Here is a 22,000-nt window from a genome sequence, read left to right as displayed (position 1 = left end):
TCCAGGAAATAATAAAAAGTCTCATAAACAGGATAAAATAGTATAGAACGTGACGGAACAAGACGGGACAGGATAGAACATGCCAGATATATTCGAGATCATACACAAGGATTCTGCGGGCAGGATAGGACGCCTGGCCACACCTCACGGCACGGTTGAGACACCCACTATCATGCCTGTCATCAATCCCAATATCCGGACCATCCCGGCAAAAGAGATGCCGGGTTTTGGTGCACAGATGCTAATCACAAACTCATATATCATCTACCGCAACCGGGAACTAAAAGAGCAGGCACTATCGGCCGGGCTGCACAGCCTGCTGGAATTTGACGGCCCCATCATGACTGACAGTGGTTCATTCCAGTTGAGTGTGTATGGCGATATCGAAGTGGATAATGCACAGATAATCAAGTTCCAGCAGGATATCGGTACAGACATCGGCGTTCCACTGGATATTCCAACGCCGCCTTCTGCCGATCGGGATGTGGCAAAGAGTGAACTTACCATAACAAACCAGAGGCTCATGGAAGCCCTGGAACAAAACAATAACAGCTCCATGCTGCTTGCAGCTCCTGTACAGGGCGGCATTTTCAAGGACCTGCGCGAGCAGGCAGGCAGGGAACTGGGGAGGGCTGGTTTTGATATCTATCCCATAGGTGCGGTAGTACCGCTGATGGAATCATACCGCTATGCTGACCTGGTGGACGTGATAGTGAGTGCAAAGAAAGGGCTGCCCTCCTCGGTTCCCGTGCATCTTTTCGGTGCCGGGCATCCGATGGTGTTCGCACTGGCAGTAGCACTCGGCTGTGACCTGTTTGATTCCGCAGCCTATGCCCTGTATGCAAAGGACGGCAGGTACCTGACCGCAGAGGGCACTTACCATATCAAGGACATGGCATATCTTCCCTGTTCGTGTCCGGTATGCATCGGCCATACTGCTGGTGAGATCGCGGCCAGCCCTGACAGGCAGGAACTGCTGGCCCGCCATAATTTGTACGCTACATTTGCTGAGATAAGGCTGGTTAAGCAGGCACTACGTGAGGGCAACCTCTGGGAACTTGTAGAGAGGCGGGCCCGCATCCATCCAAGGATGCTTGACGGGCTGAAGCGGGCAGTAACATATGCTGACTGGATAGAGCAGTTCGACCCATCCTCAAAATCCACATACTTTTACTGTGGCCCGGAATCCACAAAAAGACCAGAGGTCACCCGTTGGAATACCAGGCTTGAGCGGCTGGAACTGGTGGGGACGGTATTAATACGACCCGGTGGGCGGGTCAGACATGAAACAGAATACGACAATGTATTGCACTTCAAGCCTCCGTTCGGCGCATACCCCCTGGAATTGAAAGAGACATATCCTTTTAATGCCGAGGTTGCAAATGTGCCAGACCACGAATCCCTGACCTGTGCCCTTGAGAACACTAAAAAGCTCATTGAGCATAACCCTGGTGCAGAGTTCACTTTCGTGTACCGGCAGTCCTGGGACCATCCCCTGATACAGGAGATATGCCGGATGGTAAGTCACAGCTGGTCGGTCTGACCTTACTTTTTCAACCTCAACCTGACCACGGCTGCAAACATCTGGGGTATTACTTTTTTCAGGTCAAGCTTTGAGCCTTCAATGTGGCGCCATTCCACAGGTACTTCTACTGTTGTATAGCCCATATCCCTGATGCGCCAGAGCAGTTCCACGTCAAAAGCATAATTGTGGGTCCGGATATCACCGGCCACCCGACGGGCTGCCTGTGCATTTAGTACCTTGCAACCGCACTGGGTATCCTTGTAGGGCAATCCGAACAACAGCCTGACCATTGCATTAAAACACCGGCTGGCAAGTACCCTGTGCGGGGGCTGGTGAGTGTGTATTACTGACCCAGGCAGGTACCGTGAGGAGATCACGCAGTCAATGCCATCCGGGACCATATCCACCATCTTACCCACATCATGGGGCGGGACGGCACAGTCGGCATCCACTACTGCAATAATACTTCCCCTGGCCCCGGAAATGCCGAGCAGTATGCCTCCACCTTTTCCAAGCCTGGCGGGATGGGATACTGACCTGACAGCAGGATGGTTTATGCTAAATCCTGCAACAAGTTCAGGGGTGCTGTCCGTGCAGCCGTCCATGACCACCAGTATCTCATGCGGGTTTTTTGAAAAGAAGCGGGATAGTTCTTGTAGTGTACCTAAAATGCGTTTTTCTTCGTTATAGGCAGGTATGACGATTGAGACCATGTCCTGCCCTTTTGTCACCGTCATCTGATAGGCACCAAAGAATTGTATGGTAGCCCGGCACGGATTCGAACCGAGGTCCGGGGATCCAGGGCCCCCAATGATTGACCGCTACACTACCGGGCTGCGACTATCTGAATATAACTTGTTACCTATAAGTCTAACGGATAAGCCAGTATCTCCGAATAACTTAATAACTTTCTTTAGTTTCATTTATTTCTCACCCGAACTCAATTTTCCATCAATCTAGGCCACATTCTTAATTTTATCATAACCTTTAAACATATCGGATATCCTGTGAGGAAAGTAGAAATACAACCACAAAATCATCTAGAAATAGAAGGTATCGAAGGATTTTTTGTTCGCAAAGTAACAAAATTCTGAAATAGTGCCAAAGTTGATTATCCAAAGATGAGGTAAGTTTCAAAGTGTTCATGTTAGATATGTACGAAGAGTGTGTAGCACGATCAAAGAATATATGATTAGATGTCCATTTCCATGACTCAACAACACGGAGGTGTAGGTTGATGGATCATCAGGGAGCCATCGATAGTATGTCCACATCTTTTCAAATATTTGTGAGTTGGGATAGAGGGGGCTATCTCATGTGGACATATTGTTCGGAGATACTGGAATAACCATAATATATTTATGTCAGTAATACTTTAAATGTGAAAATAATACTCAGAGTAATAATTATCAGAATAATACAGGAGAATCACTCAAATGCCCGGCAGATTCACTGAAGAACAAATACAGCGATATTTACGCAACATCATGCTCCCGGAAATAGGCAAAAAAGGCCAGCAAAAACTACTTGACTCAAAAGTGCTCTGCATCGGTGCCGGAGGTCTGGGTTCCCCGGTCATTCAGTACCTTGCCGCTGCCGGAGTAGGCACACTTGGCATCGTTGACGATGATGTGGTTGACTTAAGCAACCTGCAGCGCCAGGTCATACATGGCGGGAATGTGGATAAACCCAAAGTGGCTTCAGCAGCCGGATTCGTTGAGAAACTGAACCCAGACGTTAAGGTCGTACCCTATGAGACCCGGCTGGATGCCGGCAACATAATGGACATCATCAAGGATTATGATATAGTGGTCGACTGTTCTGATAATTTCGCCACAAGATATATGGTGAATGATGCCTGCGTGCTGACCAACACCCCCCTGTCACACGGCAGTATCTTCAGTTTCGAGGGGCAGGCCATAACAATTATCCCTGGGAAAGGACCATGCTACCGCTGCCTTTTCGAACATGCGCCACCCCCTGGTGTGGCCCCCTTAAGCCATGAAGTGGGAGTGATGGGTGTGCTGCCCGGTATCATTGGTGTCATCCAGGCCACCGAGGTAATAAAATACTTGCTTGGAATTGGTGAACTACTACTGGGCAGGATGATATATTACGATGCCCTGTACATGACCTTTGATGAGATCAAGATACGCAAAAACCCACAGTGTCCCGTGTGCGGTGAGGAGCCAAAGATCGACAGCATACAGGAAGAGATCTATTGTGGGTCATGCCGGATATAGAAAATACCCGAATGCACTACCCAATTGATTCTAAGAGATACAATAATATCAGATCAAGAAGAAAATGCTCCAACATTCACACTTCAACATTCACTATAGTTATATATATCCTATTCCACCTAAGCCCAGGTGAGATTAAATGCCTGGCAACTGGTACTCAACTGCATGTAAGCACTCAGTCAACTACTGTGGCTGGCTTGTAGGCGACCTTGAACGCTTTAAAAAGAAAAGCGAAGCCTCTGTCAGTCAGGAATTCATGGATAGCCTGAATTTTTGCGGATTTGATGTTGAACCCTACGAAACCCAAATACTGGCTATATCGGGTGCTTTAATCTCATTTATACTGCTCACTGTCGTGGACCTTGTATTTTTCAAGTTCATGGTATTCGACTCCACGACCATAATCTTCATGGTATTGACCACTGTGCTCATACCTTTAGCCCTGCTGCTTTATCTCAGCGAATATCCAAAGATCCATGCCAGGTTCGAAAAAATACACTCCTTGGGAGATATCCCTGAGATACTATCTTACGTTGTCATGAGCATGAAACTGGTATCGAACATGGAGCGGGCCATCTCCTTTGCAGCTGCCAATTCAGATAGGCCCCTGGCCCGGGACCTGCGTAAACTGATATGGGATATGCATGTGAGAGTATACACAGACATCGATGATGCCCTCATAGCCTTTGCCAATCAGTGGGGTAAGAACAGTGAGTACTTCAAGCGTGCACTGTATCTGGTTAAGAGCAGTACAAATGAGCCTGATGAAGCACAGCGAGTTATGACATTGAACAAGAGCCTGGATATTGTGCTGGAGGGTACCAGGCATATGATGGAAGGGTTTGCGGCCAGGCTTAAGACACCCACCTATGTATTGTACAGCATCTTTATTCTGATCCCGCTGGCACTGGTGGCGCTACTTCCTGCTGTGAGCATTGTGGGAGTGCGTATCAATGCTATTACCCTTATACTGCTCTATGACCTGATCCTGCCGCTGGCCACTTTTGCATATGCCGAGTATATATTGCTTCAGCGTCCTGCTGCCTTCTCGCCGCCAAATATACCGGATGAACACCCGCGCCTTGTAAACATCAGGAGTACCAGACGGAGTACAATGATATTATCAGTAACAGTAGCGGTATTGATTGGTGCATCCGGGTATATTTGGGTGCAACTGGGCAATCCGGGTGGCATTGTAAGTACAGGTGTGATGACCGGACTCGTACCTGTTTCGTTCCCTGTGATCTGGGGTGTCACAGCCCTGATATCCATATATGCATTCATGGTCTATGCACCATATAAAAGCATCAGAGATGAGATTAAAGAGATAGAGCGCCAGTTTGCAGATGCCCTGTTCGTGCTGGGACGCCGGATCAGCGAGGGGCGTTCCCCGGAATGGGCCTTCATGCAAACCGCCCAGACCATGAAGGGTACCGGCATTGGAGAAGCATTCCAGAACGTGGCGCATAACATCTCTTTTCTCAGGACAACGCTGGCAGGTGCAATCTTTGACCAGGAGTACGGTGCGTTTAAGAATATCTATTCAGAGCGGGTGCAAACCACTATGCGGCTGTTTACCGAGAGTGTATATAAAAGCCATGAGGCAGCAGGTGTTGCCATTGTAAAACTGGCAGACCACTTGAAAGAGCTGCAAGAGGTTGAGGATAACATTAAAAGCTCACTGTATGATGTGACCTCCACAATGAAAACAACGGCTATAATATTTGCCCCCCTGATCGCAGGTGTAACCCTGGCCCTTTCAGAGGTTATCCAGAAGATACTGCAAGATATTTCACACGAGTTTAGCAGGCTGCCTGATGATATCAGTATTTCATCTATCATGTCAGATGTGGGAGGTGGGATGGAACAGAGCATCCCACCTGATGTGTTCATGCTGGCAGTAGGATTTTATATTATCATACTGGTTGTTATCCTGATCAGGTTTGCAGGAGGTATCGAATACGGCGGGGATAAAGCACAATTCATGTATGAACTTGGAAAGGGGTTGCCTTTGTCGATTTTGGTCTTTACAATTTCCATGGTTGTGAGCAGGGTACTTTTCGCTTCAATTGTGTGAAAAAAATTGGGACAAGTTTTTACCCGGGTACAGTATCCATTTTAAATCAATTCGTAACACTTTTCAATAAAAACATGGATAACTTAGTTGCATATGGCTAAACGAAAATTGATTGTTGAAATTGATATAAACGACGATCGAATAAACGGCATCGAAGATCTTGAGCAGGAGATACTTGCCCAAGATATCTATGGACAAGTTGCCAGAAAGTATCTCGACAGTTTGCAGGGTTATATGGCACAATACGTGAATGCAAGAAAGGGAAGCAAAAATGTGCACATCAAAACACACCATTTTGAATTAAACTTTCAGGCAAGGAGAACACTCAATGAAATGGGGAAAAAGCAAATGTGGAATTTCTGATGATGTGTATTGTGCATAATATTGGGAAGATTGAGGGGTTTGTGAAAAGGGAAGATAAAAACTTGAAAGAAATACTGAAAAACGGGGTTCAGGGGGTAAATCAGTTCGTAGTGGGCACGAAAAATGTTGTAATTGGTGTTTTAAAACACGTTTTTGGTGAACTTTCGGTAAAATATGTGGATTTCCATGTAGGTATGCACAAAATTTAGGGATATTAAGATGTTAATTTCGTGTGTTGAAAATTCTCAGAAATTCAAGGTGTCGTAAAAAGTTGTTTTTGGGACAGCCTGTAAAGGGGCAATTTAAAGGATTGTTAAAATATCGAGTTGGTAATTACCTTGCGATTTACACGAAGACAAAATCTGAAGTATTGATCTTGCGAATCGGACACAGAAAGAACGTATATAAGTAAACAAACCCGCTTATTTTGCGGGTTTGTTACAGTACACATGGCACAACTCCATATACTCATATTCCTGCGCACGCCAGCGATCAGTACCTTCTAAATTTTCTATACTACCACGATCTCCCGGCCTCTGGACTCTGCCTTTATCTCTGGATTATAGTAGGAGTAGGCACTGCTGTCAGGTATTATAGCCTTTACAGGGAACTGTGCCTGCACCTGAAGATCGAACAAAAGTTCCTCACCTCCTGGCAGGTCATCCACATACAGGATGATCTTGCGGCCCGCTATCTCGTACCTGCTGATAAGACCATCCGTTTTTAATTCATTCAGTGTAGATACCACTGGAGCAAAGCCTGTAGGTACTGCCACATCCAGGATAAGCATGCCTGTTGAATTGGCTCTTCCAGTGTAGTTAACCCTTGCATGAACATCAACAATGTCGTTCACTGCCACATCCGTAGCATCGTACTCCACTTCGAATTCCAGGTCAGTGAATACGGGTTCAACAGGCAGTATCACATTGAACCGCTTGACAAGCTGGTAATTAATGTCGCCCTTGCCTGATATACTCAGTGTAATTAATTCTGCGGATCCAGGGATTTCCACAATCTGCAGCACATCATAGTTACCGGCATCCACGCTGACCTGTGTGATCTTCTTACCATCTGCCGTGACAGTTATCGTTGCATCCGTGTCCTTTGCCTGGGTGGCGGCTGCCGTCATCAGTGCCTTGAATGCCAATACCGTATCCTGGGTGCTGCCATATCCGCCCAGGCTGTTGCGCTGAGCAGATAGCCATTTCAGGACTTCATTGGCCCTGGCATCCCTGTGCTCGATAAGTACAAGTGCGCCGTATGCAGTCACTTCAACATTCTTGCTGGAAGGAGGCTGCCAGTACATTCCCCTGGGTTCCACACTTGGTTCCAGTTCCCAGTACATGCCGTTCTCATCCTGCTGTGCCAGATCCATAAGCATGTCAAGCGCATCATCTGCCCGGTCGCTGCCCATGCGTTCCAGTACCAGTGCAGCCAGTGCCAGTGCATAGGGGTCGTCCTGCTGGTCGTCAAGGTTATCCTCCAGGTATTCCTGTGCATTGTCAAGCGGGCCACTAGCTCTGCCGTATTCCAGCAGTGATAGTGCCGTGTAAGCACTTAGCGAGTACTTGCCGCTCATTCCACCTAAGATCTCCTGGTGGTGCACGAACCCTATCTGGTCCCAGGAACCATCCTGGTTCTGGTTAGACATGATCCAGTCAGCAGCCCCGTCCAGTACCGAATCATCTATGGTGGTCACATCCCTGGCACTACTGAAGGACTGGAGCACAAAAGCGGTAAGCCATAGGCTGCCTATAGGGTCGCTGTCCCCGAATGCCGAGAACGAACCGTCCCTGTGCTGGTAGGTCAGTTGACGCTGGTACCCGGTAATGATAAACATCTCGGCTTTGGCCTGTATCTCGGGATTGGTCTGGCCGGATGTTTTCAGGTATCGCAGTATCTCCACGTCCGGGGCGAAGAACATCATGTTCTGCTCACCGCAGCCGTAAGGCATACCCAGCAGGTCGTCCACGCCGCTGATGGATTGCGCCACCAGGGATGGGGTGAAGCTAAGCAGTATTTTCCCCGAATCGGCGACAATACCATGTGGCAGGACCGCATCCAGTATCACATCCTGGTCCTGAAGGATGCCGTTTATCACTATCTCACGTTGGGTCCCCTCAGGCTCAACGATGATCTCTTTCTTTACAGCATCAGCGCGGGACGTGGTCTGGCCTGTGATCTCTACCAGTTGTGTACCTACCTGTGTGGGCCTGATGGTGAAGCTGACAGGCTGCACACTGTTGGCAGGGACGCTTATCTGGCTGTTACTGCTGCCGATAATATCAAACCAGTTGGTGCCGGACAGTGTAACAGTCACCTGTTGTTCCTTATCCAGGTAATTATACACCTGTACAGTGACAGGGAACTCCTCTCCCCTTGTCACTGCATAGGGCAGGTCAGGGTCTACAAAGAAGTCCTGGAACACCTTCAGGCCGGTCTCTGCAATGCCAAAACCATCAGGGGATGAGGAAACTGCATGGAGTCTCCATGTTGTAATGGAATCAGGGGCGCTCAGGTCAACTTCTGCCATGCCGCTGTCATCGGTGATCAGTTCAGGCTCCCATACCCAGGTCTCTGGGAAGAATTGCCTGACCCGCTCCACTTCGGCCAGACCGCTATCGGATTCGGCCTGTGGCACCCCGGTAGCAGATTCTACTGGTCCCTCCATGGGAGCAGCGGCGTCCATGGCCTCTTCCACCATCATCACATCTCCAAAGAAACCACCTTTTCCCATCCCACCTTCTACTTCCGGTTCGTGTACCTGTTCAGGTACCTCAAGGTTAGGGGATTTAAGCACCTGCAGGCCAGCATCTTCGATAATATCCTGTGCACCCATTGGAACCGGGGTCCAGTACTGGGGATGTGCTTCGGCCTGGGGTTCCATGAACCGCTGCTCCAGTTCGTTAAATACTTGCTGGAGGTTCAACCTGCCCTCGCTTAGGGCGAACACTGATTCGTCCACTATGGAATATCCTATCATTGACCTGGAGCCTGCATCGAAATTCACACTCACATCGCCGCTGGGTTCAACTTCATCCTGGTCGAACGAAACCTGCAGGTCAACAGGTGCTTCCATTATCACGTCAAATGGCAGGGTGTCTGCCGATACTTCGCTGTTGGGATTGATGATGTATGCCACAACTTTTGCTTTTGGGCTCATCTGGGGTGTGACTGTAAGGCTGATGTTGCGCTCACTGCTTGTGGCAGAGAATACTGTCCTGCCGCCAGCTACGATATCATAATAGACAGTACCCGGGTTGGTACTGTAAACAATGAAACTGATGGTATCTCCAACTTTAGGGGTGCCGCCGCCATCCTGTACCAGGTGCAGGAAACTGCCGCTTGGCGAATAAACGGCACCAAGGTTCATGCTCTGGGATGCATCGCCGGAACTGGCTTGGATATTTGCGCTCCGGACATCTTCAGGTGCCTGGAATTCGGCAAGTGCTACACCGTTACTGGTGGTCACGGTGGAGGACTGGGTCTGGTAATTGTAGTTCGTATCTACAAATTCAAGCTCTATCTCTACTTCCTGTTCCAGGGGTTCTCCGTCAGGGGTTTCGGTAACAATCAATATATTAAAGGGCATGCCTGGCTTGACCAGCCTGGATTCGGGTATGATCTGGAGTACTACAGGTGATTCTGTGATCTTTAACAGTTTGGTAGTGGTTTCGGTGTGGTTCCCGGTATCTGTCACCGAGATGTTCAGGGTCAGGCTGCCCATTCCCCCGGCACCGTAGGTGCCGGCTACCCATCCGGCTTCCGGCAGTTCGAATTCTGCGGACCCGTCTTCCAGGTCCACTTCATATGTGGCATATTCCTCCCACACTCCAACGTATCTGGAGGCAACTACACTGACCCTGCCTTCCACTTGCTTGCCAAAGAAGTAGTTTGCATCTACTGTGCCGGTGATGGGGTCATCCACCAGGAACCAGTTCCTGGGTGTGGTCACATCGACCTGGAACTTGGGAAGTACGTATTTCTCGACCCTCAGGTCAAGCTGGGTCTTGGCCTGGCCCATTTCGGCTTTGACCTTCCAGGTACCGAGGTTCACTTCGCTTGCAAGGGGCATGTCAAAGGATGCTACGCCGTATTCGTTGGTGTCCAGGGTCTCCTTGAATATCTTGATGCCTTTGGCATCCGATATTTCAATTATGCACTGGCATGATACTGGTATTAGGTTGTTGTTCAGGGACAGGATGCGCCCGTGGATGGTCTGGCCGGGTTTGTAGATGGGCTTGTCAGTCTCAAGGAACAGGGCGCTGCTGTTTGCGATCCTGACACTGCCGTTGAAGGTGGCATTGGAACCTGCGGGCTGTGCCACCAGAGTGTAGGTACCCTGCTCAAGTTCTGGCACGTCAAAGGTTGCCACAGCATGACCTGTGGGACCGGTTGAGCCCTTTGTGAGTGTGGTCGCCACTCCGGCAGCGTCCACGAGCATGAAGCTGATACTCTGCTCTACAGGTGCGCCTTTGTCTGTGGCTGCTATGGTGACGGCTGATTCGCCGCCTGTGAACATTACGCGAGGGGCCAGGATGAGCAGGTCGCTGCCTGTGTAGGTGGCTGTTGGGTCGTATGGATGGGCGGGCTGGTTGATGAGGTTTGAAATGGGTTGGGTGATGGTGGGGAAGACCAGCAGCAGTATGAGGGAGATGGCTAACAGGGATATTATTATTGGGGCGAGCTTGTTTGAGTTCATGGTAATTACTCCGGATGGGGAAAGGGTTGTTAAATGGAATATTGGTGGGGGACTTTATAAATATTGTTTAGACTTCAAATTGGTTCGTAGTTATAAATGATAAATCCTAATCACAAAACCCCCACCGCTCTCCTGAAGCTTCGTTCGGTAGCTTCATTATCCAGGCCGCCGCATGTCTGGCACTGTTAAGCAAATAAAAATAATCCAATCAAACCAGCGTCAAATCCCCAAATCCCTCAAAGTGCTTCCTGTTAAAAGTAAACAACTTAAATCCCCTATTAATGGCAACCGCCGCAATCATGGTATCAAACCTGGGAACCTTTTTCCCCTTCTTCTCTGTTTCGACTTCGAGTTTTGAGGAAAGAACTGCATCATCCTTTGTGAACTCAACAACATCAAGCACCAGTATCCTTTCGAGTTTTGCACGGTCGGTATATTTATACAGACCGTACAGGATCTCATGCAGATTCAAAGAGGTAGTGGTGATATCTTCTCCAGTCTTCTCTATCTTCTTCAGTGCCTTATCACCTTTTTCCGAATTCCTGTCAAATATCTCGATAAGGACATCGGTATCCACAAGGATCAATATCGTATCTCCTCTCTTTTTTCAGACAGCTCTTTCAACAGGGCATCTTTGTCTTTGACCTCAACAAAACCACGAAGTTCTTTTAATTTATCCAGATTCCGCCTGGATATTACCATCCTCTCAAAAAAATTACTAAAACTCTCCCTGGTTCCCTTAATGGACAGGAGCATCCTGTAAACATCTTCCCGGATAGTGATTGTTTTGGTTGTCATAGTTAAACATATGTTTGAACATATATTTATGGATTCCTGATAAATAGATCATATCCATATACGCCCGAAATTAAAAATATGTGGAATTATAGTTAAATCTATTTCCAACACATTTCAAGAAAACTCCACCTGTTCCACATACAGGTTCCTGTCCTCTCCCCAGAGGATATTTAAATCATTTGTCATAGTAACCCTTAGGGTATGTTTACCTTCACTAAGCAGTACATCCCCGAAAGGCACATCTATTCTTGACCCACCGGCCACTTCTATTTCATCCAGAACCACACCATCGATCTCGATCTTGCCGATTGCCCATTCCTCTGGCCTTGTGAGCCAGTGGGCTTCCGTGGCCCATCCGGTCAGGGTTACACTATAAGAAGTGTTGTGTTCAATCCAAAACCGGGCTGCCAGTTCCGAGTCAGGATCAGTTTTTTTTGATGAATTTATCCATTCATTAAATTCTATTACCAGAGGCGGCGGTGTGAATGCAACTTCGCTTGTTCCGTTATGGAGTCCAGGGGACTGTGCTGTGACCACACCCAGACCCAGTTCTCCTGAAGTCAGCATCACGCTGCCGCTGCCGTGTGCATTAGTAACCACCTGCGCGGCACTGAGGTTGCCCCTGCTGCTGGTCAGGTTTACAGTCCTTCCCATTTCCTGTACCCACCGACCCTGGCTGTCGACCAACTGTACCGTGACACTGCCTTCAGTAACATCATCAGCAGGGAAAGAATCCGGATTTACCGATACAAACAAGCCATGGGGCAGCCCGCCATCATTATCAGGATTTATGTATACATCAAGATTATCACTCAGGTGTGAAAGTGTGTATGTAGTGCCCCTGTCATAGACCAGTTCAAAAGTCACAGACTGGCTGCCGCCTGTGAGCACAAACGCCTGCCCCAGTCCGTCCACTACACTGGGAGACCAGCGGCCGTCTACCAGTTCGCCTTCGCGAATGTGGATAGAATCCTTGAGTTTAACCAACCTCTTGCCGTCGCCCCTCAACTTATAGTAGATCACGTCACCGTTATCTGTCACCAGACCCGGCGGTGTATCGGTCAGAATGCCATTGTTGTCAGGGTCAGGGTCTGCCCCGAATGACAGGTATTCCAGGCGCTCAGGCAGCACTAGGTCAAAGCTCCTGGTATTGCCGGTGGCAGTGTACGGGTCTGACAGGTCCCTGGCATATCCTGACTGCATAAGTTCAATACCGGATTTAACCTCCCCCAGCTGACGCTCCATTAAAGCGCCATCCATTGGCGGTCCTGCATTCTTCAGGCCAATTGCCGCAAGTGCAATGATAATTCCAACCAGGGCCAGGTAGACTACCAGTTTTAGTGGAATAGTATCAATACCATTTTCATCTTTCCACAAATTAACACCAGAGTTCGAAAGAAGAGGACAAAGCATTTATCTTTTGATGTTTTAGATTGCCCACAGGTTGAGTCCATGGAAAAAACAGATGTTTACGGAAGGATAGAGTCATTTGACCAGAGCGTACGAAGTATCGATAGGCGATTGCGTGCAGTTGAGCGGAGATTGTCAACCAGTAAGGATGATTACATCAAGACTGCTCAGGAATTATCTGGAAATATCCCGTGGACAGACCCTGATATAGATGATCTGTGGGCTGAATTCAAGGATCTACAAGCTGAATTCAAAGAGCTGCATGATGTCATTGAAAAACTGACAAGCGACCTTGTCGCAATAAAGTCGGACGAACTTACAGAGCTTAACAGTTCCGTGGATGCTCTGCGGCAGGAATTACAGGCTGCCAGTAGCAGGATCGAAGAACTGGGTGGACATCAGACGAGCCTGAAGAAAGACACATCTGCCTCAGTGGAATCGATAAACAATGCGCACAACTCCCAGATCGAAACGCTCAGGAAAGAACTGAAAGACACGAGAAAGAGATTACAGCGCCAGGAAAATATGGACAAGATAACCATAGGCAATATCAATGTACCTGTAGAACTTTCAGGTATAGTTGCATCCATTGCACTTATTATAACAGGCTATCTTGTCTGGGCCGACAGGTGGGACATCATACGGTCCACGTATTATCCTACCGGGCTGGCAATACTGTTCGCTTCTGCTGTGATCGCAAAGTTCATAATGACCAACAGGCAGTCCGACACTTCATAGATGAAGCGTTAACTATCTACCACTTTTAGTGCAAAATCGTTCTTGTAATCAACAAAACCACTAGCTTTAGCTGACAGTTTCAGGTATCCTTCACCTGAAACACTGAAAGAAGATGTATCAATATTGACCAGGGCATTTCCGTTACTATCAGTAATACCTGAAGCAGAAGTATGTAAACCATAGAAAACGACAGTTGCGCCCACCACAGGCCCGCCATCTACATCAATTACACGGATAGTGACGTTCTTAGTACCGTTGTTGACATGTAACACACTACTTGTTGTGATGTTATCAATACCGGTGATATCGGCATGCATGGTCTTTGGCACCAGGCTCATGTCACCAATGAAAATTATCATGGCAGCAAGCCCGGCCATTCCGACGATAGTAAGCACTACCATCCTCATGGGCAGACCCACGGTAGCTGTCTCGTCGCTGAACATACCTAAGTGATCAATATTGCAGATTCATCTGTGTAATCATAAAAACCATTGGCTTTTGCTACCAGTTTAAGGTCTATGGAGTCCTGGTTCAGACGTATGAAAACATTAGATACAGTAACAGTAGCCTGTCCTGTTGCATCTGTCTTGTCAGAACCAAAACCGCCTCCGCCTGATATTATTACACTAGCCCCATTTATCAGGTTATTGTCACTGTCATACACTTTTACAACAACTGTCACATTAGTGCTTTTACCATTGTCGATATCACCGGTGATACCATCCATAGCATTGACCGATACCACTTCTACTATCAGATTTTTTTTTGACTCAGGAATAATAGCCAGGAGGGCGGCCAGGGCAACCATTCCTACTACCAACATAACCACGATATTGATAGGTAGTTCCATACCATGTTCGTTTTGAATTAAAGGCCTATTAGCTTTACTCATCATATTCACCATGCCTGCACAATTGCACAACATATATAAATATCAATATATATAAATATTATTATATGAGCTAATGCTAATTTTTTTAGTTCCTTTAATGCTGGGATTGTGATCCTGAATGGACCTGTTTTTAGACTTTAATGTCTTTGCTATATTATTGTAACCTCTTATTAGTTTACTATAAGTTTTATTAAGGACAAATAATAAATTTGGTTATCTAAAAATGATCAAATTATGGGACTATAAGAAGAGTTTTCAGCATAATCGATATACTCTACCTAATAGTATGAGGTTAATGCTCGCAATAACATTATTCCTCCTCCTTACAGCCCCGGCAAGTGCAATCAACTTAGAGGAAGGCGTGACAATCCCCATCATAGCAGCATATTCCACTATGGAAGGGGAGAGCGGTGTACTGATAAATGCCACAGTCATCGTCACTGAGGGCAATGGTCATGTGTTCGTGGATACCCAGCCGTACACACAGGTAGACCTGCAGGGTTCGGCCAGGATGGCTACACTCGTAGCATCGGACATTACAGGAATAGACCCGACCAGACACGACTTTTATTTCATAATCGAAGTGACCTCACCCATCATCAGCGGCCCCTCTGCCGGTGCCGCCCTCACCGTGGCTGCCATAGCCGACATAGAGAACTGGCAGCTGAATGATGGCGTGGTAATAACAGGAATGATCAATCCTGACGGAAGTATCGGGCCGGTAGGCGGCCTCCCGTATAAACTTGATGCTGCTGCACAGCACGGCACGTCCCTGTTCATCGTACCAGAGGGCCAGGTCAATGTAGTAATTACAGAAAACACTATTGTGCGCAAAGGGGATATCGTAGCCGTAGAAGAAAAGACCATTGAAGTAGACCTGGTAGAACGTGGCCAGGAACACAACGTGGAAGTAGTAGAAGCAATAACCATCAAGGACGCAGTGGAACATTTCACCGGCCATGAGATACACAGGTCTGAACCGCCTATAGGCGTATGGTCAGCAGAATACCTGGACGTGCTGCGCCCGCTGGGCAGGAATGTACTGGATGAGGCAAACCAATTATACCTTGTGGCAGTGAATGAGACCACACAGTTCTCCAGCACTCTTGAGATGCAAAAAGTACTGCTGGACAGGGGTCAGGAGCAATATGATGAGCAGCAATACTATGCGGCCACCAATACTGGCCTACTGGTCCTGAATAACCTGAAGTTCATACTTTGGTGGGAGGAATATTCCAATACCAAAGACCAAGACGAATATCTTGATCATCTTTACCAGACCGTAAGCCTGGAAGTCAACCAAAGCCGCCAGGAGGTGGAGCGGTTCAAAGAGGAAGGGGTGAAGGACGTGGATGGAGTGGGTGCTGCCGAGATAAGGGTCGTAATGGCAGAACAGTTGCTTGAGGATGCACGCTCAACCGAAACTGAGACTGATTATGTTAAGACCCTGGCACTGGCATCCATGAGGGCCGAAACCGTACAGTGGTGGCTTTCACTAGTGAATACGGACCACACAACCGACGAAGGCATGTTGAAAGACAGGGCCGGATGGTACGTGGGAACAGCATCATCGGTAGTTACATACGCACGGACCATTATCAGTGAGTCCGATAGCCTGCACGGGTTCTCCAGACTGCTGGATGAGGCAGATGTATCCCTTGACAGAGCAGTAATAGAATATGAAAGGGGTTATTACAGTGGTGCCATATATGATTCGCTACGGGCTTATGTGCAGGCCAGTACTGCCATCAGCTTGATGGGATATTCTGATGTGGGTACAAAGATACAGCGCAGTGCTGATGCCGCAAGGGTATCTATTGAAGAGTCAAGGAATGCGGGTATCGAGCCGGTCCTTGCAGTAAGTGCATACGAGTATGCGGATTCGCTGGAGACGCCCAGCCAGCAGATTGTGGAATATAACTATGCCAGGGTGCTGGCCAAGACTACATTGCAATTGACCACAGCTTCTAACGTTAGCCATAGCGTAGTATCTGCAACGCCCATTCCACTGAAGACCGTTTGCCCGACACAAATCCCCACCCCTACCCCCGCCCCTGCCCCCACCCCTACTCCTCAAGTACCTGCAGAGGATGGCCTGGATGTGCCTGGTTTTCCAATACTTTCCGGGATATTGGCAGTTTTTGCGATAGCGGTACTACTTAGAAGGTAGCGGGTGCAGGGTTAAGTGCATGAATGAATGTTTTATTTTATGTAGTTTTGTGTAATGAAAAACACAAAATTATATATATTCATGTAACCAACTACAAACTATGAATGAATCGCAGATAATACAGACACTGTCGGGCTGGAATTTCTGGGACAGACAACTACCCACAGGAAAGCCAAGAGTCTATTGCAAAACAGCCCGGAGGTACATAAAATCAAAATCAAACAAAATAGTTGTAATCTCGGGCATAAGGCGTTCAGGAAAGACCACACTTGCAAGACAAACAGTTAAAACCATGCTTGACAAAGGTCTTGATGTAAAAAACACCCTGATAATCAACTTTGAAGAACCCGCATTTGCCGAAACCCTGAACCTTAATCTCTTGACAAAAGTATACGAATCTTACAGGAATATTCTTGAACCAGACAGGACACCGATAATTGTTTTCGATGAAATTCAGGAAATACCCAAGTGGGAGAAGTTTGTAAGAAGCCTGCAGGAAAAAAACGAAGCAAAGCTCATTGTCACAGGTTCTTCATCAGCCCTGCTGAGCGGGGAATTTGCAACAGTGCTGACCGGAAGGACTGTTGAGATAAATATGCACCCCCTTTCTTTTAGTGAATATCTCGCATTTTTTGACATGGAATTCAAGACAAAGGCAGACCTCATACTGAAAAAAAACCAGGTCTTGAAAATGCTCAGGCAGTACATGGAATTCGGCGGCTTTCCCGAAATTGCCCTTGAGACAGATGATGTCCTGAAATCCGAGATTACACGAAAAATCTACGATGACATACTGTTCAAGGACATAGTAAAACGGTGGTCAATAAAAAACATAGGCAAACTTGAAACTGTGAGCAGGTATTACACATCAAACATATCATCACCCATAACGTTCAATAGGATATCTAAATTCCTGAATATTCCAGTAAAAACAGTAGAGATATATTCAAAGTATATTGAAAAATCAGATCTGATATTCTTTGTAAAACGTTTTTCATTTTCAGTTAAGGAACAGGAAAATTCCCCGCGGAAAGTATATTCCATAGACACAGGTATCGTAAACTCAACAGGTTTCAGGTTCCGGGAAAATCATGGTCATTTAATGGAAAATATTGTTGCAGTTCACCTGAAGATAAAGAAATTCCTTGAAAACCCGTTAATGGATTTTTATTATTACAAGGATTACAGCCAGAACGAGGTTGATTTTGTTGTTAAGGACGGCCTCAAAGTCAGCCAGCTTATACAGGTATGCTATGATATTGAAAATCCTGACACTAAAGAGCGCGAACTAAAGGCTCTGATAAAAGCATCCAGGGAATTAAAGTGTGATGATCTTGTCGTAATAACATGGGATTATGAAGCAAATGAAGTATTCAAAAGTAAGAATATTTCATACACCCCTCTCTGGAAGTGGCTGCTGAGTTGAGAATGGAACTGGCAGCCCCACCCTATATGCACAGACCATGCAACCCCGTATCAGTGTAGATCTGTGTGAATCAGTGTCCGGGCATATCCTGACCTGCATAAAAATCATCCAGATCGAAAACCATAAACCCTTTCTTCCTAAGTGCATCCTTTCCCTCGATCCTTTTTGCAACAAGGCAGAAGTACTCCCTTTGCATCTCATTGTTCAACAGGACAAAACCAGATTTACCCTTCAGGTCGTTAAGGATATCAAGCGCATTTTTCTCACTGAGACTCTTCCATTTGCATTCTATAAAAGCGATATCCCCTGTATCATCATTTAAGGCAACTATATCTATCTCATACGTGTTCTGCCCCTTTGGAGCACCTTTTATCTTTCCCCATTGCCTGCCAATCCTGTTGAACGAGAACGGTAATTTAACACCTGTATACTGGCTTTTTAACAGGTCTTTCACGATATTTTCAAATTCACCACCTACAAATATATTAAGATCATTTTCAATAATTTTGAGTAATTTTTTGGTATTTCCTGATTCAATCTCAGTCTTGTTAGGGTAGATATACCTAAAATAGAACCTGAAAAAGTTATCTTTGATATAATACCGTGTTTTCTTACTGCCAATCTTTTCAGTCACAGGGTATTCTTTGTCAATAAGTTCAAGTTTCATCAGGGTTCCCACATATTTAGGAAGGTCTTTTTGTTGGATCTTTGAATGATCAGATATTTCAACAAGCCGTGTCCTGCCCTTTGCAATGGCTTCGAATATGGAGATATACAGGTAGTATTCTTTCAATTCTTCTTTCAATAATGTCTCCACTTCTTCGTGCAGGAATTCGCCTTTTGCCAGTATATGTTCATCTATATTCTCAATTGCTGATCTTTCAGGGTCAAACTTAAGTATATATAGCGGCACCCCGCCAAGGATGCTGTAAAATTCAATACCCTTTGTTATATCAATTTGTTCATGGAACTGGGACACATGGTATGCTTTTAAGGGTTCAAGCATCCACTGGCCTGTCCGCCTTCCGTATAATGGCGATTTTTGTGCGAGTGTACTTTCTACCATCATCGAAACAGATGAACCACAAAGAATAAGCATTATGTCTTTACCCTTCAGGTATTCGTCCCATATGACCTGGAAGACGGATGGTATTGTATCATCCCGTTCTATGAAATATGAAAATTCGTCTATGACAATTATATATTTTTCATCACCCACCTGACGCACAAGGTATTTTGAAAGGTCATAGAAGTTCTCAACTCGTGGTGTTATGTCGTTAAAATGGTCTGCTGCTTTCTCTGCGAACGTTTCAAGGTTCAGTAATGTACCCCTTTTGTCAGCAAGGAAATAAATGGAGTTTTTGTCCTTGCAGAACTGCTTTATCAATTCGGTTTTTCCGACACGTCTTCTGCCGTAGAGGATTATGAATTGCGACCCTTGTGAATTGTATTTTTTTTTAAGGAAATCAATTTCTACGTTCCTGTTAATAAACCGGTTCATAAAGATTATCTTGTATGTCCGGTTATTTATGTGTTGTGCTTTAATACAAAGTTTTTCTGGTATATTTCCCTCGGTCCAGGCATTAAAGTAATTCTCCTGAATTTATTGTAATTTGCGGCAGGAGAAGGGTTAGAAAAACTGAACCCATGTTAAAATTCCTGGAAAAGAACAAAAAGTCATGATTACTTTTCTTAAGATTATCTCTAATCAGCCATCATAAACTCATCAATTCTCATCTGTCCGCACCTCTTCATCACCCCTATCCAAATCAAAAGTCTGCAATTTTTGGGCGATAGTTTTCCCATCAGGCAAGATGTTCTTATAACTCTCAGGCAGGGCGGGGCTGATGCTATACGTAGATACACCGATGGGATGAACTGATGTCTTCAGGGCGTATTCCACAATTGTGCGCTTTTTATTTTTGCAGATAATAATGCCAATAGCGTCGTTTTCCGTAGGTAATTTCACAGTGTCATTCAGCAGATTAAGATAAAACTCCATTTTACCCTTGTATTCGGGTTTGAAATCACCTATCTTAAGCTCTATGGCCACAAGGCATTGCAGCTCGCGGTGGAAAAGCAACAGGTCAATAAAAAAATCTTCATCATCAACAGTCAACCTGAACTGATTGCCCAGAAACGCAAAACTGTACCCCATCTCACAAAGGAAGTTCTGGATGTTTTTTATAAGGGCATGCTCAAGCTGGCGTTCGGAGTGTTCATCAGCCAGTTCCATAAAATCAAATGTATAATGGTCTTTCACTGCCAGTTTCGCCTGGTTCTTAATGGTGTACGGCACAGTCTGGTCGAAATTGGTTTGATTGAGCAGATACTTTTCAAATGATTTGTTTTCAATTTGATGAATAAGCACTTTCTTGGTCCAGCCGAATTTTTTTGTAGCTATGATATAAAATCGGCGCTCCTGTATGTCTTTACATTTGCTTATTATTAGAATATGTTTTGTCCAGCTTATTTCTCCAACCAGTGGTTGGAGAATTTCATTGCCCTGATATTCCATGTAGAATTGGGACATATACCATAGATTTGTAGCTGAAAATCCACTAACGTTGGGAAACTCTGCCTGAAGGTCTTTTGCAAGATTTTCTACCACAGATTTCCCCCACCCGGTTTGCTGTTGCTTTTCTAGAATTGACTTTCCTATATCCCAGTACAGTTGAATTAACTCTACATTGACTGCCTTTAGTGCTTCATATTGCGACTGGCAGATTCTGTTTTTAATGTCTTTTAAGAACGCCTAATATCCAGATGTTGTAATCATAATTTCAACTCGGTCTTATCTAAATTGCCCATAAACCCTACTTCTTTTATCCAGTTTGAAAAACAGGATTATGTCATCTTCTGGAATTATCCTATAAAGCACCCTGAAATCTCCAATTCTAATCCTGTAAACATCCTTTTCCCCTTTCAATTTCTTAACATCTGAAGGAAATGGATCATTCCCAAGTTCCTTTATTTAGCATGAAAGTACCCTTGGGTTCTTTCATCTTTTTGTGCATGTTATTCGAAGAATTTCATGTAGGTTTTCTTAAAAATTCTTTATTTGTTGCCTTTCTCTTATTTTTATAGGAACTTCAGGGCCTTTGTTCCAAATTCTATCTTCATAACTCAAGAATCCTTTCAGCATCCTTTAGAGATGTTGTTTTGCCTGTAGCATACTCTTCCATAGCTTCGTTTAAATCTGCTCTCTCATCGTCGTTTAATAGGAGCACATATCCAGGTAACATCTCTTTCATATTCTCCACTCTTCCATTTAATTTATCCATATGATGTTTCAAGAAAAGTAATTCTTCTAACTTTTTATCGATGGTTCTCAATATTTGAGGAATTTCGCCACTCATGATTTCTTCCACCTCAAAAGATATGTTACTACCAAAAGCCTTGTGATTGCGAATACAGCTTCCAATCCGGGAGTCATTTTTTCTGGAACTGTAGGGTTAGGATCTTCCTGATATTTCAAGCCATCCGCATCCAGATCAACGCTGATGGGATTCGTACTTATCGTTCTTTACTTCTCATCGCTCCATCCGTCTCCGTCAGAATCTATATCAACTGGAACTTCTTCAGTTGGTTTATTTAGCATGAAAGTACCCTTGGGTTCTTTCATTTTTTGAGCATGTCATTCGAAGAATTTCATG

The 22,000-nt window shown here is 45.7% G+C and carries 20 protein-coding genes and 1 tRNA gene; 9 read left to right on the top strand and 12 right to left on the bottom strand.

Annotated elements, in window-relative coordinates:
* The first annotated feature begins 79 nt into the window (after positions 1-79).
* Positions 80-1,543, top strand: a complete 1,464-nt coding sequence (gene tgtA, locus HF974_07160) for a tRNA guanosine(15) transglycosylase TgtA (protein ID MBC2698107.1) — start codon at positions 80-82, stop codon at positions 1,541-1,543.
* 2 nt (positions 1,544-1,545) lie between these two features.
* Here tgtA and HF974_07155 read toward each other — a convergent pair whose 3' ends face one another.
* On the bottom strand, positions 1,546-2,262 hold the full coding sequence (locus HF974_07155) for a glycosyltransferase (GenBank protein MBC2698106.1): 717 nt from the start codon (positions 2,260-2,262) through the stop codon (positions 1,546-1,548).
* Between the two features lie 23 nt (positions 2,263-2,285).
* Positions 2,286-2,361: transfer RNA gene (locus tag HF974_07150), tRNA-Gln, on the bottom strand.
* A 600-nt stretch (positions 2,362-2,961) separates the two neighbouring features.
* Here HF974_07150 and moeB point away from each other — a divergent pair.
* From moeB to HF974_07125, 5 genes are all read left to right on the top strand, one after another.
* Positions 2,962-3,768, top strand: coding sequence for a molybdopterin-synthase adenylyltransferase MoeB (gene moeB, locus HF974_07145; GenBank protein ID MBC2698105.1), 807 nt, complete (start codon positions 2,962-2,964; stop codon positions 3,766-3,768).
* 139 nt (positions 3,769-3,907) lie between these two features.
* Positions 3,908-5,845 (top strand): hypothetical protein, encoded by a 1,938-nt coding sequence (locus HF974_07140; protein MBC2698104.1) that lies wholly within the window; start codon positions 3,908-3,910, stop codon positions 5,843-5,845.
* A 93-nt stretch (positions 5,846-5,938) separates the two neighbouring features.
* Complete coding sequence (locus HF974_07135) at positions 5,939-6,208, top strand: hypothetical protein (GenBank protein ID MBC2698103.1); 270 nt, start codon at positions 5,939-5,941, stop codon at positions 6,206-6,208.
* A 41-nt stretch (positions 6,209-6,249) separates the two neighbouring features.
* Positions 6,250-6,417 (top strand): hypothetical protein, encoded by a 168-nt coding sequence (locus HF974_07130; protein MBC2698102.1) that lies wholly within the window; start codon positions 6,250-6,252, stop codon positions 6,415-6,417.
* A 23-nt stretch (positions 6,418-6,440) separates the two neighbouring features.
* Positions 6,441-6,620, top strand: coding sequence for a type II toxin-antitoxin system RelE/ParE family toxin (locus HF974_07125; protein ID MBC2698101.1), 180 nt, complete (start codon positions 6,441-6,443; stop codon positions 6,618-6,620).
* A gap of 99 nt (positions 6,621-6,719) precedes the next feature.
* Here the strand turns inward: HF974_07125 and HF974_07120 are convergent, their stop codons facing one another.
* From HF974_07120 to HF974_07105, 4 genes are all read right to left on the bottom strand, one after another.
* On the bottom strand, positions 6,720-10,910 hold the full coding sequence (locus tag HF974_07120; GenBank protein ID MBC2698100.1) for an alpha-2-macroglobulin: 4,191 nt from the start codon (positions 10,908-10,910) through the stop codon (positions 6,720-6,722).
* A 208-nt stretch (positions 10,911-11,118) separates the two neighbouring features.
* Complete coding sequence (locus HF974_07115; protein ID MBC2698099.1) at positions 11,119-11,496, bottom strand: type II toxin-antitoxin system VapC family toxin; 378 nt, start codon at positions 11,494-11,496, stop codon at positions 11,119-11,121.
* A complete protein-coding gene (locus HF974_07110; GenBank protein ID MBC2698098.1) occupies positions 11,493-11,708 on the bottom strand; it encodes a hypothetical protein in 216 nt (71 codons plus the stop codon). The genes HF974_07115 and HF974_07110 overlap by 4 nt, the downstream gene beginning before the upstream one ends.
* Positions 11,709-11,822: 114 nt before the next feature.
* The gene (locus HF974_07105; protein MBC2698097.1) at positions 11,823-13,085 is read right to left on the bottom strand and encodes a hypothetical protein; all 1,263 of its coding nucleotides are present in this window, start codon (positions 13,083-13,085) and stop codon (positions 11,823-11,825) included.
* Between the two features lie 75 nt (positions 13,086-13,160).
* Between HF974_07105 and HF974_07100 the strand changes: the two genes are divergently transcribed.
* Positions 13,161-13,856, top strand: coding sequence for a hypothetical protein (locus tag HF974_07100; GenBank protein MBC2698096.1), 696 nt, complete (start codon positions 13,161-13,163; stop codon positions 13,854-13,856).
* Positions 13,857-13,864: 8 nt separating this feature from the next.
* Here the strand turns inward: HF974_07100 and HF974_07095 are convergent, their stop codons facing one another.
* Positions 13,865-14,299, bottom strand: a complete 435-nt coding sequence (locus HF974_07095) for a hypothetical protein (GenBank protein MBC2698095.1) — start codon at positions 14,297-14,299, stop codon at positions 13,865-13,867.
* 2 nt (positions 14,300-14,301) lie between these two features.
* Complete coding sequence (locus HF974_07090) at positions 14,302-14,748, bottom strand: carboxypeptidase regulatory-like domain-containing protein (protein MBC2698094.1); 447 nt, start codon at positions 14,746-14,748, stop codon at positions 14,302-14,304.
* A gap of 295 nt (positions 14,749-15,043) precedes the next feature.
* Between HF974_07090 and HF974_07085 the strand changes: the two genes are divergently transcribed.
* Both HF974_07085 and HF974_07080 read left to right on the top strand, forming a co-directional pair.
* Entirely contained in the window at positions 15,044-16,918 is a 1,875-nt protein-coding gene (locus HF974_07085) for a hypothetical protein (protein MBC2698093.1), read from the top strand.
* 100 nt (positions 16,919-17,018) lie between these two features.
* Positions 17,019-18,344, top strand: coding sequence for an ATP-binding protein (locus tag HF974_07080; GenBank protein ID MBC2698092.1), 1,326 nt, complete (start codon positions 17,019-17,021; stop codon positions 18,342-18,344).
* 70 nt (positions 18,345-18,414) lie between these two features.
* Here HF974_07080 and HF974_07075 read toward each other — a convergent pair whose 3' ends face one another.
* From HF974_07075 to HF974_07060, 4 genes are all read right to left on the bottom strand, one after another.
* Positions 18,415-19,845 carry an ATP-binding protein gene (locus HF974_07075; protein ID MBC2698091.1) on the bottom strand — a complete coding sequence of 477 codons (1,431 nt, stop codon included), beginning with the start codon at positions 19,843-19,845 and terminating at the stop codon, positions 18,415-18,417.
* Positions 19,846-20,070: 225 nt separating this feature from the next.
* Positions 20,071-21,084 carry a DUF1016 domain-containing protein gene (locus HF974_07070; protein MBC2698090.1) on the bottom strand — a complete coding sequence of 338 codons (1,014 nt, stop codon included), beginning with the start codon at positions 21,082-21,084 and terminating at the stop codon, positions 20,071-20,073.
* A 54-nt stretch (positions 21,085-21,138) separates the two neighbouring features.
* Complete coding sequence (locus HF974_07065; GenBank protein MBC2698089.1) at positions 21,139-21,273, bottom strand: type II toxin-antitoxin system RelE/ParE family toxin; 135 nt, start codon at positions 21,271-21,273, stop codon at positions 21,139-21,141.
* A 190-nt stretch (positions 21,274-21,463) separates the two neighbouring features.
* Positions 21,464-21,703 carry a hypothetical protein gene (locus HF974_07060; protein MBC2698088.1) on the bottom strand — a complete coding sequence of 80 codons (240 nt, stop codon included), beginning with the start codon at positions 21,701-21,703 and terminating at the stop codon, positions 21,464-21,466.
* Positions 21,704-22,000: the final 297 nt, after the last annotated feature.

It is taken from the genome of ANME-2 cluster archaeon (assembly GCA_014237145.1).
Taxonomy (GTDB): domain Archaea; phylum Halobacteriota; class Methanosarcinia; order Methanosarcinales; family Methanocomedenaceae; genus Methanocomedens_A.
This window is presented reverse-complemented; position numbering and strand designations above follow the sequence as displayed.

Coding starts and splice junctions, on each gene's coding strand:
- tgtA (MBC2698107.1), top strand. CDS start 80: ATGCCAGATATATTCGAGATCATACACAAGGATTCTGCGGGCAGGATA.
- HF974_07155 (MBC2698106.1), bottom strand. CDS start 2,262: ATGACGGTGACAAAAGGGCAGGACATGGTCTCAATCGTCATACCTGCC.
- moeB (MBC2698105.1), top strand. CDS start 2,962: ATGCCCGGCAGATTCACTGAAGAACAAATACAGCGATATTTACGCAAC.
- HF974_07140 (MBC2698104.1), top strand. CDS start 3,908: ATGCCTGGCAACTGGTACTCAACTGCATGTAAGCACTCAGTCAACTAC.
- HF974_07135 (MBC2698103.1), top strand. CDS start 5,939: ATGGCTAAACGAAAATTGATTGTTGAAATTGATATAAACGACGATCGA.
- HF974_07120 (MBC2698100.1), bottom strand. CDS start 10,910: ATGAACTCAAACAAGCTCGCCCCAATAATAATATCCCTGTTAGCCATC.
- HF974_07110 (MBC2698098.1), bottom strand. CDS start 11,708: ATGACAACCAAAACAATCACTATCCGGGAAGATGTTTACAGGATGCTC.
- HF974_07100 (MBC2698096.1), top strand. CDS start 13,161: ATGGAAAAAACAGATGTTTACGGAAGGATAGAGTCATTTGACCAGAGC.
- HF974_07095 (MBC2698095.1), bottom strand. CDS start 14,299: ATGTTCAGCGACGAGACAGCTACCGTGGGTCTGCCCATGAGGATGGTA.
- HF974_07090 (MBC2698094.1), bottom strand. CDS start 14,748: ATGAGTAAAGCTAATAGGCCTTTAATTCAAAACGAACATGGTATGGAA.
- HF974_07085 (MBC2698093.1), top strand. CDS start 15,044: ATGCTCGCAATAACATTATTCCTCCTCCTTACAGCCCCGGCAAGTGCA.
- HF974_07080 (MBC2698092.1), top strand. CDS start 17,019: ATGAATGAATCGCAGATAATACAGACACTGTCGGGCTGGAATTTCTGG.
- HF974_07075 (MBC2698091.1), bottom strand. CDS start 19,845: ATGAACCGGTTTATTAACAGGAACGTAGAAATTGATTTCCTTAAAAAA.
- HF974_07060 (MBC2698088.1), bottom strand. CDS start 21,703: ATGAGTGGCGAAATTCCTCAAATATTGAGAACCATCGATAAAAAGTTA.